The following is a 16,781-nucleotide window of genomic DNA, read 5'->3' as shown; positions in this document are numbered from 1 at the left end:
AATTTAAAAATTTTATTAAAATGACATTCTTAATCCCAAAGTAAAAGATCTAGTCAGAGGATCTGAACCTATCCTTAATTGACGTATATCTTTATATTTAGAAATCTCGAATAAATTTGTTCCAGAAATGTTAAAACTAAAATCTTCAACACCCATATTATTACATACAGCATCAGAAAATTCATAAGTAAACTGTGCACGGCTAATATTAAAAAAGTTATTATTATAAAGCCAAAATGTAGAATTTCTGAAATTGTTCTGATTTGTACCCGATGATAACCTAGGGAATGTAGCTGTGTCTGCAGTTTCGGGTGTCCATCTTCCTAATACAACTTCTGAATATTTATCATTACCATCAACTGAATAATATTGGTTAAAGCTACTATCTAATCTATTACCCATAGAACCTGACTGTCCTGTTGCTAAAACAAAAAAGCTAAGCCTTTTATAACTTAAATTAAGATTAAAAGCAAACGTTAAAGGACTACTAGATTGCCCTATTGCTACTCTATCATCATTATCAATAATATTATCTCCATTTTGATCTTGATATTTTATATCTCCTGGTTGAACATTACCAAATTGAGGTTGAGCCAAACCAGTATTTAAAACTCTATTACCGTTAGCATCTGAGTTAAAATCTGCTTCAGAATAAAACCCTTGATCAACTAACCCAAAAATTGTAGAAATTTCTCTTCCTTGTCTTTGTAAATAGTTTTCGGCAAAAACCTCGGATATCTTAGATCTTTCTGTTTGACTATATAAAATATTAGTACCCATACTAACTGAGAGGTCTTCATAAGTTTTATTATAATTTATACCTAGCTCAAAACCAGTGTATAAATTTTTATTATAATTAACATATGGTCTAAAATCATCATAATAAGAAGGGTATTGATCTTGTAAGAAAGTAATTTGTTTATCTAATTCGGTTTTAAAATAATTAGCCTCTATAAAGAGAGAATTCATTAAATTAGCTTCAAAACCTAAATTAAAATCAATACGTTCTTCAAATGTTAAGTCTAAATTTTCTCCTTGTGTTAGAGTTTGTATATTATTAGAGTTCCCATCTGCCCAATTAATATTACTCCCATTAGAGTAATTTGAGTCATATAAGTAATAAGCACTAGAAGCATTATTAACTGACCCACCACTGTTTAGAGCAGTAATACCTCTGTCAGATTTTATAACACCACCAGATACCTTTATTTTTAGGTAGTTAATAAAATTATTGTTTTTCAAAAAAGAGTTTTCACTTAAAATATAAGCTATACCTGCAGTAGGTGATAAAGCTCCTCTATTTCCTTCTGGTAATTTTAAAGAATTTGCATAAGTTGCAGTTAAATCAATAAATAATCTCTTTTTATAGTCATAAGAAGTTTGAAACCCAAAATGAGAATCGATATCTGTTTGCTTAGCATCATTTTGTCTTTGAGAATTATAAAAAGCTAAAAAAGTTGTATTCAAAGAATGATCTTTAGCAAGAGTAGTATCATAGTTTATTAGTCCATAAAAACCAAAACGAGAAATAAAATCGTTTGTACTAAGATTTTCTCTTTGATCTTTAAGGTCTTCACCAAAAACATTAAAACTTCTTATTTTATTACCTTCCCAGATTGGTTCATAAGTTTTAAATTGATTTGCTATTGTTGCGTTATAAGAATCATAAAAATCAAAACTTAAATAAGTCTTAGCAGATAAACCTTTAGTTATTCTATCTAAATCAAAATTAATAGTATTGTTAAACTGTGTAGATCGAAACACGGTATTCTGATAACCTCCTGCTATTGCTAAAGCAATAGGTGAATTTGCACCAAATTGTTGGGTTGATCCTAAAAGCATTCCATTATAAGTATTTGCGGCAAGTAGTTGTCCAACAACTTCAGGATCACTAGTAGATATAGCGTCTAAAGGTAAAAATGGCGAATAAAGATTGGGCCTTAGAGTAGTGGCTTGTCTCAATAAATTTGATCTAGATGATCTATTGTTACTTACAACTACTATACCATCTAAACTACTGGTAATCCAATCATTTACTTTAAAATCTATGTTACCCCTTACATTAAAACGATTAGAACCTGCATTTATATCATCATTGATATTTACCCAAGCATCATTAATATTCAAACCTACATTTACATAATACTGATTCTTTTCATTACCGCCTGAAAATTCAGTAATTACATTGGTAAAAGATGTAACAGGTCTAATGAATTGGCTAGAATAATAATCTACATCAGGGTATTCAAAAGGATTTAAACCATTTCTGGTATTTTGAATTCTCTCAGTTGAAAATCTTCGTCCATCATCGACAGCTACACCATCATTAGTAAGGGCCTCATTATAAAGAGTCATATAATCAGCCGAACCTAAGTAATTTGGTAAAGAAACAGGAGTTCTAAAACCTGAAAGAACGTTAACATTAACTTCTTTTCTATTAACTTTTCCTCTTTTTGTATTAATTACTATAACCCCGTTTCTTGCTTGACTTCCATATAATGCTATAGCATTTGCGTCTTTAAGAACAGCTATTTGATCTACCTCTTCCATATTTAAAATGTTGGGATCACGACCAATTACACCGTCAATAACAAAAATAGCACTACCTATGCCTCTTATGTTATCTGAACCTCTAACACCTAAAGTTAAACCATTTATATAGTTTCTTAAGAATTGAGTGTTATCGAATAATAAACGTTCTTTTGGGTTAATTTTTGAAATAGCGCCAGTTATCTCTCTAACATTTTTTGTAACAACTCCCATTTTTATTGTATCATCTTCAGATGCAAGGAGAGGAGATTTCTTTAAAATAATATCTCCATCTATATCAAGTACATTGACAAGTTTTGAAATAAATCCTTTTTTCTCAAGAGTAAAGGTATCTTCTTCATTAAGCATTTTAATTTGAAAATTCCCATTAGCATCTGTAGATACTTTTTCCCCATTAGAAGTTAAAACATTAACTTCTTTTAAAGGATTTCCTTGTTTATCAACTACAGTTGCTTTTAATTTTGAATTCTGTGTTTGAGCAATTGTAACATTACAAAAGCAAAAAAACAATAAACAGGTTAGCGTAAACAACTTATATATTTTAGTTTTCTTCATTTTTTATATATATTAATTAAAACGAATTAGCAAATTACTACCATCCTGGGTTTTGTGTAAAACCTGGGTAAAGTAATGTTTGTTCAACAGGAAATGGTAACCAATAATGTTTTGGGAACTCACAAATTCTTTCCACAATAAGTGATTCTGTGAAACTACTTCTATCTTTTGGAAAATCTAAAGCTAATTTTCTTTTGTATTTATCTAAATGAGCTACTCCCCATCGTCTAATATCTACCCATCTGTGTGCCTCATAACTTAACTCAACAGCTCTTTCTCTTCTTAATTCTTCCATAAAATCTTCGTTGTTTGAAACAATATTAGAATTTACATTAGGAATACCTGCTCTATTACGCAACAGATTAATAGCTCCCTCAGCAGTTAAGTTGTAAGAATTTGATGCTATACTTGCTCCCTTAGATGCATGTAAAGCTTCTGCATACATTAAATAAACGTCTGTAAGTCTCATGTGCATTCGCACTCCCACGTATTGATTAATGATAGGATTCGCTTTATTATGAAACTTACCGTCAACTTTAGGGTAAAATTTGGTCCACATATACCCTGTGTTATTCAGAATTTTAATATTTTCAGCATTACTACTTCGATGAACACCTCTAACTGAAGAAGATTCAAACCAAAGTTGAGCAATTTTATGTTTATCATCAGCTCCAGGATCTATAACATCTCCATCTATAATATGCCATTTATAAAAACGAGGATCTCGGTTTTCAAAGGGGTTAGTTGGGTCAAACAAAGTTGGACCGTATTTACCACTAATATCGTCCTCGATAGAAAGTCCGTTAGACATCCCAAAGTTATTATGAATAAAATTATGAGTAGGACTAATAACTTCATATCCAGCAGAAGTGGTATGAATATCTTTGGCTACTCCAGATGCCATAAATCTTGTAGCTTGTCCCTGACTACCACCGGTTGCAGCGAATATAAATTCTGAAGCTCCTGGCCATGAACCTGGTGCTGAAGATTTCCAAAAAACTTCATCTAATTCATCTAATGAATTGGCTAAACGATAGCGTCCTTGATCAGCCAACTTAAGAATTCCAGAGAAAGCCTCAACTGCCATATCACATAATTCTGTATCGTAGTCATATGTTGCTACACTAACATTGTTACCTTTCATTAAAGGACTTGCTGCTAATAGCAGGTTTTTGCCCTGAAAAGCATATGCTGTTCCTTTCGTAAGCCTACCTAAATTTTCTCCTAGTGTAAGTTGTCCATAAATTTCGTTATCCCAATCTACAGGTAATAATTCAATCGCTTTTTTATAATCTTCATTAGCTCGTAAAGCAGTTTCTTTATAACTATCTGGTCTTACTAATTCAAAATCAGCAACTAACACTTCATCTATGTATGGATAGCGTCCCCAGAATTTCATGATTTCATTATGAAAAAAAGCTCTAAAAAAATAGGCTTGTCCGAGAATAACATCTTTTTCTGCTTGGGATGCATTTACCATTAAATTTAATTCTTCTACATTTCTAATTACAATATTAGCTTTACGAATACCACGTAAGCTACCATCATATACCCCAGGTCTTTGCCTATTAAAAGCGTTCGTATTCTCAACGTTAGCTGAATTAGTCCCTGAAGAGCCGTATGAAGAGTTATAATGATTGTTTAAGTAAATAAAATTATCTCGTATTACATCATTGAATCTTCCTGCATCAATATCGCCACTAGCCTTAGTAGGTCTATCAACAAATCCATCATCACCTAAAAGAAAATCTTGGAAAGTATGTCCTTGTTGTTCATATGAAACTACTAAAGCATACATTTCTTCAACAAAACCCTGTGCATTTTTAAACGTAGAAAAAACCACCTCTTCGTCTATAATTGCATCTGGAGCAACATCTAAGTAGTCCTCACATGAAAATGAGAATACAAGACTTAAAATTAATAATATTTTTATTGTATAGTTTTTCATTATAATAATTATTAAAAATTCATATTAAAACCAAAGTTAAATCTTTTTAAAGTTGGATAATCACCTCTTGCTCTTGCAGTTCCTGAAGTATTAAACTCTCTATCATCTGGCATATCTGACCATAAGAATAAATTATTACCATTTGCAAAAACCTGAAGTTTCTTTAAACCCAATTTTTCACATGTCTTTTTTGGTATATCATACGATAAAGAAACTGCTCTAAGTCTTGTTAAAGAACCATCTAACCAGTTATCTCTTGGATTGGTAGCAGCCGGAACTCCAAATGACGGTTGGGTATCTGTATTATTTGGCGTATCTACAGTCCAATAATCCAAATCTTGAGCGAATATTATTGGTGTTGAGTTACTAAATACTTGATTACTAAACAATCTAGAAGCATTTTGAGTACCATACAACTGTGCAGAGATGCTCCAACCCTTGTATTTAGCACCTAGAGTAGCACTCCAAGTTCTTTGTGGCTGTTCTGGATACCCAAAAGGTGCATTATCAAAATTATTATTGTAAACACCATCTCCGTCGAAATCAACAAGATCATAATAACCAGGGCGCACATCTGTTTGATTTTGGTTTTGTGGTGTGGAACTATAAATATCATCCCAACTTGTTAAAATACCAGCAGGGATAGCTGTTCTTCCTTGACCAATATTAAATCCAGCATCATTAAGATAATCAGCCTGAAATGCTGGATCATCTCTTATTATTATTTTATCTATAGCCTGTGTGTAATTAAAATTACCAAACAAATTTAAACCGTTACCAAAAGTATAATTAGACCCTAAAACGATTTCATAACCTCTAACCTCAACAACACCTTTATTTATAGCTGCAGCTGATGTACCTGCAAAATCTGGTTGAGTTTGAGAATTAAGAACTACTACTTTATCACGATCTTCTGCAAAATAATCTAACTCACCAGTTAATAAACCATTAAAAAGGTTAAACTCAGCTCCTATGTTATATTTAATTGCTTCTTCCCACTGAAGGCTTGGATTACCAACTACCGCTTCTCTATAAAATGTATAAGGTGAACGCCCTCCATAACTACTAGGCACTAAAAATGCAGATAAACCAGATTCCCATTGCGTAAGCCATGACCATCTATTTCCTCTAAAATTATCATCACCAACAAGACCATAAGAGCCTCTAATTTTAAGTTGATTTAACCAATCCTCACTTTTTTCCATAAAAGATTCGTTTGATATTGTCCACCCTAATGCTACAGAGGGAAATAAGTCAAAACGATATCCTGGACCAAATTGTTCAGAACCATTGTAAGCACCATTAATATCTATAAAGTATCTTAAATCATAGTTATAAGTAACTCTTCCTACCCAATCTTCACGATACCTTGGAAAAGCTGCTACACCACCACTTCCTGTTGCAGACTCCTGCCTTCTTACTAAAAATAGTGCTGTTAAATTATGTTTTTCAGCAAATGTTCTATTATAGTTAAATGAAAAATCATACACCAATCTTCTAGATCGTTGACCTTCTTCAACTTCTAAAGTTCCTAAATTCCAAGGATCTTGCACATAACCGAATCTATTAGTTACATCTGGAATAAGAAGATTTTCTTGATCACCATCATAGACTCTATAAATTACACCTCCATCATTTAAATTTTGTCTACTTCTCTGGGTATTATCTAAAGAGAATCGTCCCTTAAAAGATAAACCTTTCGTTATAAAATCTAATTTTTGTTTTAATATAAAATCTGAATTAATCTGGAAACTTCTGTAAGTATTATAACCAGAACCCTGTAGAGTTTGAACAGGATTTACATATACATTAAAATAGCTAAAAGGATTACCATACAAACCATCTGGATAAACAGGTGGATAAAGACTTGGAGCTATTAAGTACAAACCATTTGTTACATTACCAAGACTCCCAGGACTCTCTCTAATCCCTAAAAACCCTCCTAAATTAACCGATAACTCTGTCGTACTTGTAATATTAAAATCGATATTAGACCTGAAGTTAAATCTATCATATCTATACTCACCTAAATATCCTCTTCCATTATCATATCTTCCTCCATCAAAAATATCATTTACTGTTTGATATGCTAAACTTCCAAAATATTTGGCTTTTTTATTTCCACCACGTATAGATAAATTAATTCTATAATCTTGCGCAAAATCTTTCAATAATTCTTCTTCCCAATTAACATTAGGATAAACATAACTTTGTTCTAAACTTGTAGGATTAAGATATCTATTTACAATATCTAAAGGTGTGTAATTATTCCAAGTATTAGGAGACTGTGCTAAACCTCTCAATATAGCACTATTTGCTTCTAAAAAACCATTATAAGAATCTAGTTTTTCTGGTAATTGAGAAACCATTTTAATAGTTGAATTAACGCTTAATTGAAGTTGCGCTTTTCCTACCTGACCTCTTTTTGTTGTAATTATTACTACTCCATTAGCTCCCTCTACACCAAACACTGCAGTTGCAGAAGCATCTTTAAGTACAGAAATATTTTCAATATCATTCATATCGATATCTGACATCGATCTCTTAATACCATCTACAAGCACAAGCGGACCACCTTCACCATTCCAAGAGCTTCTACCACGAACAAATATTCTCATGTTGTTTTCTCCAGGAACACCACTACCTTGTATAGCAGTAACTCCAGGTAAATTACCTTGCAAAGCTTCTTCAACATTAGTTATACCAGCTGTAACCTTCATTAAATCATCACCTTTTACTTGTGAAATAGCACCAACTACACTCTCTTTCTTTTGAGTTCCATAACCAACAATTACTATTTCATCTAAGCTTTCTGCCTCCTCCTTTAGAATTACATTAACAACTTTTTTACCCATTACAGGGATTTCCACAGTTTTAAAACCTAAATAAGAGAAAACTAAAATTCTCTCACCAACTGTTAAATCTATGGTGTAATTTCCATCAAAATCTGTTTGAGTTCCTCTCAGTGTTCCTTTTTGAAGAATACTTACACCTGGTAAGGTTATACCTCCCTCATCTTTTACAACTCCAGTAACTTTTTCTTGTGCTTGTAAATTAATTGATGAAAAACTGCAAGTAATCACAAAAAGCATTACCATAAATGATGGAACTGATCTCTTGCTTTTTTGTTTTAATTTCATTTTAAGTTTAAAATTTAACATATGATTATTTTATTTGATTGAATTCATGTAAAATGCAATTATTAGGAATTCAACTTACCAATAACAATTTTACAAATGTTTAACAATTTCAGTATCCTGTACTGTACTGATAACTTTGTTATTTTACCTATTAAGTGATTTAAATTATCTAATTCCTAAAAATATTTTCAAAGAGACAAGAAAAAAACTAAATAATATTTTTTTTAATCTTAGTTTTGAAAATTAAAGTAATTTTTCGCGTTATTATAACAAATATCTTGTATCATTTTTCCAATAAATTCAATATCATTGGGCACCAGTCCTTTTTGAATATCTTTTGCAATTACATTACATAGAATACGCCTAAAGTATTCATGTCTTGGAAATGACAAAAAACTACGACTATCAGTTAACATTCCAACAAAACGACTTAGCAGCCCCATATTAGAAAGTGTATTAAGCTGCTTTTCCATACCCTCTTTTTGATCTAAAAACCACCAACCAGAGCCCCATTGCATTTTACCAGGAACTCCAGCTTCGCTAAAATTACCCATCATTGTTGCAAAAACCTCATTTTCAGATGGATTTAAATTATAAGTAATTGTTTTTGCTAAACAATTTTCAATATTTAATTTGTTGAATAAATTTGACATGTTTTTTGCATAACTAAAATCACCAATAGAATCTACTCCAGCATCTAACCCTATTTGATCTAGAAGTTTAGTATTATTATTTCTTAATGCTCCTAAATGAAATTGTTGTACCCAGTTTTTGTTGTGGTACATTTTACATAAATTAAATAATATGCAGGAAGAATAAATTTTCACTTCATCTTCTGAGATAAAATTTCCTTTTAAACCATTTTTAAAAATAGTATTTGCTTCTTCTTCTGTAAAATCATAAGCATATAATTGATCTACTCCATAATCTGAAAGTTTACAACCTAAATCATTAAAATAATCTATTCTATTACTAATAGCCTTTAATAAATCTGATAAATTAGTTATAGGAAAACCAACAATTGAAGATAATTTATTTATATAATTCGAAAAATTCTCTTTTCCAATTAGTAATAAAGTATCTGGTCTAAATGTTGGTAATACTTTTGTATAAAATCCTTTTTCTGCAATTATTTTATGATATTCTAAACTATCTGTAGGATCATCTGTAGTACAAATAACCTCAACTTTCATATCTTCTAATAATTGGGCAGGTGTTTTTTGCTCTAAAATAGAATTTGCTTTTTCATAAATCGTTTCTGCAGTCGATGGCTGTAGAAGTTCATCAATATTAAAATAGCGTTTTAATTCTAAATGTGTCCAATGAAACAAAGGATTTCTTAATGTGTACGGAACAGTTTCTGCCCATTTTAAAAATTTTTCTTTTTTAGAAGTTATATCACTAGTAATATAAATTTCTTCAATACCATTGGCTCTCATTCCTCGCCATTTGTAATGATCGCCATTTAACCAAGCATCAGTAATATTTTTTATTGGTTTATCATCTGCAATCAATTGTGGTGATAAATGATTATGATAATCAATAATAGGTAAATCTTTTGCATATTTATTATAAAGCATTTCAGCAATATCTGATTGCAATAAAAAAGCATCAGTAATAAAATGAGTTGTATTCATAAAAAGTTATTTGAGATTCATCTTATTATTTATAAAGTATAAATTTTAAATTTGATTTTACAGCAAATCAAATTGTCTTGGTAACCAAAGTGTTAATTCTGGAAAATATGTAATTAAAAGTAATACTGCAATCATTACCAAAAACAAAGGTAACAAAGGTCTTATAACCTGCTGTATTTTTAAATCGGCAACACTACAACCAACAAAGAGTACAGAGCCTACAGGTGGTGTACAAAGTCCAATACATAAGTTCATAATCATTATAATTCCAAAATGAATAGGATTCATACCTAATTCTGTAACAATTGGTAAGAATATTGGTGTAAAAATTAAAACTGCGGGAGTCATATCCATAAATACACCAACAAATAATAAAATTAAATTAATGATGATTAAAATTACGATTGGATTATCGCTAATTGCCAATAAGGTATTGCTAATTTCTTGTGGAATATTCTCATAACTCATCACCCAAGACATTGCAATAGAAGTAGAAACCAATAACAATACAATTGCTGATGTTTTAACCGTTTCCAATAAAATTGGAGAAATATCTTTAATTGTAATTTCTTTGTATACAAAACCTAAAACTAAGGTGTAAATTACAGCAATTGCTGATGCTTCTGTGGCTGTAAAAATTCCAGCTACAATTCCACCAATAACAACCACTAACAACATTAAACTTGGAAAAGCATCAATAAACCTTTTAAAGAAAACCTTAAAACCAACCATCTTATCTGTCGGATATTTTTTTATGATTGAATACACTAATGCAACAGTCATTAAAGCCAACCCAATTAACAAACCTGGCACATAACCAGCAATAAATAATGCTGCAATAGAGACACCTCCACTTGCTAAAGAATACACAATTAACACGTTACTTGGCGGAATAATTAAACCAGTTGTTGCACTCGTAATATTTACTGCAGCACTAAAAGATTTATCATAACCATCTTTTCCCATCATAGGATTCATAAAACCTCCAATTGCTGAAGCTGCTGCTACTGCAGAACCAGAAATAGCTCCAAATAACATACATGAAATAATATTTACAAATGCCAAACCTCCAGGAAGTGGTCCAACTATGGCTTTGGCAAAATTTATGAGTCGGACTGCAATTCCACCTCTATTCATAATTTGTCCTGCAAGGATAAAAAATGGTATAGCAGACAAAGTAAAACTATCTAATGAGGTTGCCATTCTTTGCGCCAAAGTTGTTACGGATGGCAAAAAAGGCATTGCGCTTAATAATGTAAATAGTGCTGCTAAACCAATAGCAAATGCAATGGGAACTCTTAAAGATAAGAAAATTAAAAAGCTAACTACTAAAATAAAAACTTCTACTAAATTCATAAATTATGATTTATTTAATTTTCTTAGATTTAAAAGTGTATCAATACTATAATAGCAAATTAAAATTCCTGAAATAGGGACTACCATATAAATAAATCCTAATGGAATTTCTAAAGTTGCTGATGTTTGGCCAAATTGAAAACTCAATTGAACTAACCTAAATCCGCCAATTATCATTACTGTAAATGCAAAAAAAGCAACGGAGATAAAAACAATTCCGTTAAAAAAACCTTGCCTTTTTTTAACAATATTTTCTGAAATTAAATCAATCGCTAAATGCAAGTTTCTACCAGCTGCATATGCAGAGCCTAGTAATCCTATCCAAATTAATGAGAAACTTGAAATTTCATCAGTCATGGTACTTGGAGCTTGTAAAACAAATCTTGAAAACACTTGCCAAACCACACTTACTAACATTAATACTAAAATAATAAGCAGTAACTTTTCTAAAACACTGTCAATTTTTGATCTCATTATTGTTGATTTTTTATAGAAGTAATTAAATTTTTCATTTCTTCATTTCCATCAAACATTTTCAATATCCCTTTAGTTTGTTCTTCAAAAGGTTTTTTCTGAGGATAAACCACTTCTACACCCGCTTTTTTTACAGCAGCTAAAGATTCTTTTTCCGATGCTGCCCATAATTTACGCTGTGCTATTGTACTTACTTTTACTGCTTTTTTTACCCATATTTTTTGCTCATTATTTAAACGACTCCAAGTATCTGTTCCAATTAATAAAACATCAGGCACAGCAGTATGCTCATCTAAAGAATAATATTTACAAACTTCATAATGCTTAGACGTAAAAAAACTTGGTGGATTATTTTCTGCTCCATCAACAACTCCTTGTTGTAATGCAGTATATAATTCTCCCCAAGAAATTGGTGTTGGTGAACCTCCCAAGTCATTTACCATAGCCACAGCCATATTACTTTTTTGTACTCTAATTTTTTTTCCTACTAGATCTGATGGCGATTTTATAGGTGCTTCTTTCATATAAAAACTTCTACTACCTGCATCGTAAAAAGTTAAACCTCGAAGTCTAAATTTCTCACCTTTCAATAATAAATTTTCTCCAATATTACTGTCAAAAATGCTAAACGTATGTGATTTATCTCTAAAAATATATGGCACACTAAAAACTTTGTATTCTGGGATAAAATTTTCTAAAACTGCAGCAGATACTTTTGTAATATCTAAACTACCAATTTGTAACAATTCTAAACACTCTCTTTCTCCTCCTAACTGTCCACTTGGATAGATGTTTAATTTTAACTTTCCTTGTGACTGCTTTTCTATTTCCTGACCTAAAATCACCATAGCTTTATGTACTGGATGCTGAGTATCTAAAGAATGACCTAATCGTAAAGTCGTAATTGATGTTTCTGATTGACAACCCAAAACAAATACTGAAATGGTTAGCACAAATAGATATTGAAAAAAGTGAGGTGTCTTCATTTTTATAAGTTAATTTAGTTTTTAGTCACAATCAAAGGACTATTTATTTTTTTAGAAAAATCTGCCAAGTAATTTTCCCATTCTTGCTGATTATTAAATTGTTTACTCTTTACCCATCCAAAACCGCTGTAAAAAACAACTTTATGATCTAAAACATTTAAGTGTAAAAAATGATTGCTTTCATCCTTTCTTGAGGTTACATATTTCTCTGAACCAGAAAAATATGGTTTTGTAGTTACAATTCCTGTTCCTACTTCAGAATCATCTAAAGTCTCCCAATGACTAACCCAAAAGTTAGCATCATCTTCATTTGTAACTCCTGTTTTCTTGTGTAAAGTAATTCCTGAGGATATGGTTTCTGTACCATTTATATCAATTTCAAAACGTGTTAAATTCTGACCATAATCTAAAGAAACGTGCTTGGTTTCATCTATTTGTTTTCCATTAGCATCCCAAGTCGCATAGGTTAATATAAAACTTGTTCTAATTGGGCCTGTTGTAATAGTTTTATAAGAAGTATAGTTTTTAGAAAAATAATACGAAGTATCTACTTTTACAGCAGTACCTCCAATTCCACGACTCACACCAACATGGAAATTATCTAAACCCTCACCATAATCCTTATGATAGGCTCCTTTTTTAACATCATTCCTTTTGTACCAAGTATTGATAATTGGGTACTCTACACGTTTTAACCAAGCGTCTATTCCACTTGATAATGTTCCTCCTTTTATACCATCTTCTACCATTTTTTGAGCTACTGGCCCAAAAGTTCTAAAGGCAACTCTATTGTTTTCCCAAGTATAATCATCCGTTCTTTCTGGCACAAAACGCGAATAACAATAATCTGTTATTGAGTCTTTCTTTTCATCAGAAATTGACAAAGTATATGTTTTCGTATCGTTTGCTTTTATGTATGGTTGAAATAAAATCACATCATTTTTACCATCTAAATCTGTATCGACTATTTGTGAAGTAACAACTTTATTTTCAGCATCTAAAACTACTAAACCAACAGTTTCCTCTGAAGATATACTAGAAATATCAAACTCTACTGTTTCAAATTCTCTATCAATAGATAAGTTGTTTTTTATTGTGACTGTAGAAATAATTTCTGCTTTTTTATCACAATTAATAAAAAGAGAAACGGTTAGAAAAAAGAAAACTATTTTTTTCATTATAAATGCTTTGTTATAAAACATCCTACACTATTTAAAATAGTATAGGATGTTATTATTAATTTATTCTTCGTTTGAAGGTTTCCCGATTGTTGCTAAAATTCCTCCATCAACATATAAAATATGTCCATTTACAAAATCACTTGCTTTAGAGGACAAAAACACTGCCGCTCCTGCTAGATCATTAGGATCACCCCATTTTTTCGCAGGTGTTCTATTTACGATAAAATCATTAAACGGATGTCCATCTACGCGAATTGGAGCAGTTTGCGAAGTTGCAAAATATCCTGGTCCAATACCATTAACTTGCACACCAAAACGTGCCCATTCTGTAGCCATATTTTTGGTTAGCATTACCAAACCACCTTTTGCTGCAGCATAAGCTCCTACAGTATTTCTACCCAATTCGCTCATCATAGAACAAATATTAATAATTTTACCAGCTCCACGTTCCATCATCCCTTTAATAACGTGTTTAGAAACGATAAAAGGACTTACTAAATCTATATCAATCACTTGTTTAAAATCTGCTACCTCCATTTCTGCAAGTGGCGTTCTTTTTATGATTCCTGCGTTATTTACTAAAATATCAATATTACCAACTTCAGCCTCAATTTTAGAAATTGCAGCAATAACTTGAGTTTCGTCAGCAACATCAAATTTGTAGCCAAAAGCGTTAATTCCTTCTGCTTTATACAAAGCCACTGCATTGTCTATTTTTTCTTGTGATGAATTACCATTTACAACAATGATTGCACCTGCTTTTCCTAATCCCATAGCCATAGACATTCCTAAACCATGTGTAGAACCTGTTACTAAAGCTACTTTTCCTGAAATATCAAATAGTGTTTGAGACATATTATTATCTTAAATCTGTAATTTTTGCAACATCCATATCATTGTAATCTAGGTTTTCTCCAGCCATACCCCAAATAAATGTATAGTTAGATGTACCAGAACCTGAGTGAATAGACCAAGGTGGAGAAATTACAGCTTCGTGATTTTGCATCCAAATATGTCGTGTTTCTTGAGGTTCTCCCATAAAATGACAAACTGCTTGCTCATCCATAATGTCCATATAATAATATATTTCCATTCTTCTATCGTGGACGTGAGCAGGCATAGTATTCCAAACAGAACCTATTTTTAATTCTGTCATTCCCATTTGTAATTGGCAAGTAGTTACAATGCCGCCAATAATCATTTGATTTACTGTTCTGTGATTTGCAGTTTCTAAACTACCTAACTCAATTTTATTAGCTTCTGATTTGGTAACTTGTTTTGTTGGATGAGCTGAATGTGCAGGTGCAGAATTCATGTAAAATTTTGCTGGATTGTTAGCATCATCACTTTTAAAAACAACTTCTTTTACACCTTTACCAAGATATAAAGCGTCTTTATGCAACATTTTAAATTTTTCACCATCAGCAATAATAGTTCCTGTTCCTCCAGCATTAATAACTCCAACTTCTCTTCTTTCTAAAAAGTAATCAGATTTTAAAGGGTCAATCGTTTCTAGAGTTAAAGCCTCTGAAGTTGGAACTGCTCCACCTGCCATATATCTATCATAATGAGTGTAAACCCACTTTATACTTCCTGGTTGCATTAAATCTGGAACTAAAAACTCATCTCTTAATTCTTGTGTATCGTATTTTTTTACTGCTTGCGGGCTTGAAGCATATCTTGTTTCAAAAGTAGTTGCCATTTTTATTTTTTTGTGTTTGTTTATATTTATAAAGAACGTCTGATTCCTAACTCTAATCCACGTAATTCTGCTAAACCACGTAAACGCCCAATACCTGAATAACCAGGATTGGTTTTTTTCTTTAAATCATCTAACATTTTATGTCCATGATCAGGTCTAAAAGGCATGCGTATATCTTGTCTTCCAACTGCAATTCTTTTTTGCTGCTCTAAAATTAAGGCTTTTAGTACTGCATACATATCTACATCTCCTTCTAAATGATCTGCTTCATGGAAGTTTCCATCTTCATCACGTTTTGTAGCTCTTAAATGAATAAAGTGAATTCTATCCCCTAAACGCTCTACTATTCCTGTTAGATCATTATCAGCTCTTACACCAAAAGATCCTGTACAGAATGTTAATCCATTATTTGGAGATTGTACTGCATTGTAAATATCTTCAACATCTTGTTCTGTGGATACTACTCTTGGTAAACCTAAGATTGGAAATGGCGGGTCATCTGGATGAATACACATTAATACACCAGCTTTTTCTGCAGCTGGAATAATTTCTGATAAAAACGAAAACAGGTTTGCTTTTAATTCTTTAGGTCCAATATTTTTATACGTTGCTAATATTTGATTGAATTCCTTTAAAGTATACCCTTCCTCTGCTCCTGGCAAACCAGCAATAATATTTCGTACTAACTTAGTTTGCTCCTCTTCGGATGCGTTCTGTATATATTCAGAAGCTTTTTGCTTTTGAGCATCTGAATACTCATTTTCTGCTCCTGGTCTTTTTAACAAATACAACTCAAAAGCAGCAAAAGCAGCAGCTTCAAAACGCAATGCTGTAGATTGATCAGAAACTTCATAATCTAAATTGGTGCGTGTCCAATCTAAAACTGGCATAAAATTATAACATACAATGTCAATTCCGCATTTACCTAAATTTAGTAATGTTTCCTTGTATCTTTCAATGTACAGTTTGTGATCTCCCGATTTAGTTTTAATATTTTCGTGGATTGGCACAGATTCTACTACGGACCATGTTAAACCTACGTTTTCTATAAGTTCTTTTCTTTTCGTAATTTCTTCAATTGTCCAAACTTCTCCATTTGGTATATGATGTAATGCAGAAACAATCCCTGTTGCTCCTGACTGTTTGATATCTGATAAAGAAACTGGATCATTTGGCCCATACCAACGCCAAGTTTGTTCTAAATTTTGAGTCATTGTTCTAATTGTTTTTAATATTTAGCTTTCGCTGCATT

Annotated in this window: 11 protein-coding genes; all 11 read right to left on the bottom strand. The window is 31.6% G+C overall.

Annotation, left to right across the window (positions count from 1 at the left end):
- Nucleotides 1-15: 15 nt before the first annotated feature.
- Nucleotides 16-3,105 (bottom strand): SusC/RagA family TonB-linked outer membrane protein, encoded by a 3,090-nt coding sequence (locus tag Q0L44_RS03370; RefSeq protein ID WP_296635274.1) that lies wholly within the window; start codon nt 3,103-3,105, stop codon nt 16-18.
- Nucleotides 3,106-3,142: 37 nt separating this feature from the next.
- Nucleotides 3,143-5,053 (bottom strand): RagB/SusD family nutrient uptake outer membrane protein, encoded by a 1,911-nt coding sequence (locus Q0L44_RS03365; protein WP_296635271.1) that lies wholly within the window; start codon nt 5,051-5,053, stop codon nt 3,143-3,145.
- A gap of 11 nt (nt 5,054-5,064) precedes the next feature.
- Nucleotides 5,065-8,193 carry a TonB-dependent receptor gene (locus Q0L44_RS03360; RefSeq protein ID WP_296635269.1) on the bottom strand — a complete coding sequence of 1,043 codons (3,129 nt, stop codon included), beginning with the start codon at nt 8,191-8,193 and terminating at the stop codon, nt 5,065-5,067.
- A gap of 230 nt (nt 8,194-8,423) precedes the next feature.
- Nucleotides 8,424-9,830: a glucuronate isomerase gene (uxaC, locus tag Q0L44_RS03355; RefSeq protein ID WP_296635267.1), complete on the bottom strand. Its 1,407-nt coding sequence runs from the start codon at nt 9,828-9,830 to the stop codon at nt 8,424-8,426.
- A gap of 57 nt (nt 9,831-9,887) precedes the next feature.
- Nucleotides 9,888-11,186 (bottom strand): TRAP transporter large permease, encoded by a 1,299-nt coding sequence (locus Q0L44_RS03350; protein ID WP_296635264.1) that lies wholly within the window; start codon nt 11,184-11,186, stop codon nt 9,888-9,890.
- Nucleotides 11,187-11,189: 3 nt separating this feature from the next.
- Nucleotides 11,190-11,660 (bottom strand): TRAP transporter small permease, encoded by a 471-nt coding sequence (locus tag Q0L44_RS03345; RefSeq protein ID WP_296635261.1) that lies wholly within the window; start codon nt 11,658-11,660, stop codon nt 11,190-11,192.
- On the bottom strand, nt 11,660-12,646 hold the full coding sequence (locus Q0L44_RS03340) for a TRAP transporter substrate-binding protein (RefSeq protein ID WP_296635259.1): 987 nt from the start codon (nt 12,644-12,646) through the stop codon (nt 11,660-11,662). The genes Q0L44_RS03345 and Q0L44_RS03340 overlap by 1 nt, the downstream gene beginning before the upstream one ends.
- A 14-nt stretch (nt 12,647-12,660) precedes the next feature.
- A complete protein-coding gene (locus Q0L44_RS03335) occupies nt 12,661-13,824 on the bottom strand; it encodes a DUF4861 family protein (protein ID WP_296635256.1) in 1,164 nt (387 codons plus the stop codon).
- A 63-nt stretch (nt 13,825-13,887) separates the two neighbouring features.
- Nucleotides 13,888-14,682: a gluconate 5-dehydrogenase gene (locus tag Q0L44_RS03330; RefSeq protein WP_296635255.1), complete on the bottom strand. Its 795-nt coding sequence runs from the start codon at nt 14,680-14,682 to the stop codon at nt 13,888-13,890.
- A gap of 4 nt (nt 14,683-14,686) precedes the next feature.
- Entirely contained in the window at nt 14,687-15,529 is an 843-nt protein-coding gene (gene kduI, locus Q0L44_RS03325) for a 5-dehydro-4-deoxy-D-glucuronate isomerase (RefSeq protein WP_296635252.1), read from the bottom strand.
- Between the two features lie 26 nt (nt 15,530-15,555).
- On the bottom strand, nt 15,556-16,743 hold the full coding sequence (gene uxuA / locus Q0L44_RS03320; protein ID WP_296635250.1) for a mannonate dehydratase: 1,188 nt from the start codon (nt 16,741-16,743) through the stop codon (nt 15,556-15,558).
- Nucleotides 16,744-16,781 lie beyond the last annotated feature (38 nt).

It is taken from the genome of Polaribacter sp. (genome assembly GCF_024639685.1).
Taxonomy (GTDB): Bacteria; Bacteroidota; Bacteroidia; order Flavobacteriales; family Flavobacteriaceae; genus Polaribacter.
Note: the sequence above shows the minus strand (reverse complement) of the source record. Positions and strands in the feature narration are given on the sequence as shown.

Coding starts and splice junctions, on each gene's coding strand:
- Q0L44_RS03350 (WP_296635264.1), bottom strand. CDS start 11,186: ATGAATTTAGTAGAAGTTTTTATTTTAGTAGTTAGCTTTTTAATTTTC.
- Q0L44_RS03370 (WP_296635274.1), bottom strand. CDS start 3,105: ATGAAGAAAACTAAAATATATAAGTTGTTTACGCTAACCTGTTTATTG.
- uxuA (WP_296635250.1), bottom strand. CDS start 16,743: ATGACTCAAAATTTAGAACAAACTTGGCGTTGGTATGGGCCAAATGAT.
- Q0L44_RS03335 (WP_296635256.1), bottom strand. CDS start 13,824: ATGAAAAAAATAGTTTTCTTTTTTCTAACCGTTTCTCTTTTTATTAAT.
- Q0L44_RS03340 (WP_296635259.1), bottom strand. CDS start 12,646: ATGAAGACACCTCACTTTTTTCAATATCTATTTGTGCTAACCATTTCA.
- Q0L44_RS03360 (WP_296635269.1), bottom strand. CDS start 8,193: ATGAAATTAAAACAAAAAAGCAAGAGATCAGTTCCATCATTTATGGTA.
- Q0L44_RS03330 (WP_296635255.1), bottom strand. CDS start 14,682: ATGTCTCAAACACTATTTGATATTTCAGGAAAAGTAGCTTTAGTAACA.
- uxaC (WP_296635267.1), bottom strand. CDS start 9,830: ATGAATACAACTCATTTTATTACTGATGCTTTTTTATTGCAATCAGAT.
- kduI (WP_296635252.1), bottom strand. CDS start 15,529: ATGGCAACTACTTTTGAAACAAGATATGCTTCAAGCCCGCAAGCAGTA.
- Q0L44_RS03365 (WP_296635271.1), bottom strand. CDS start 5,053: ATGAAAAACTATACAATAAAAATATTATTAATTTTAAGTCTTGTATTC.
- Q0L44_RS03345 (WP_296635261.1), bottom strand. CDS start 11,660: ATGAGATCAAAAATTGACAGTGTTTTAGAAAAGTTACTGCTTATTATT.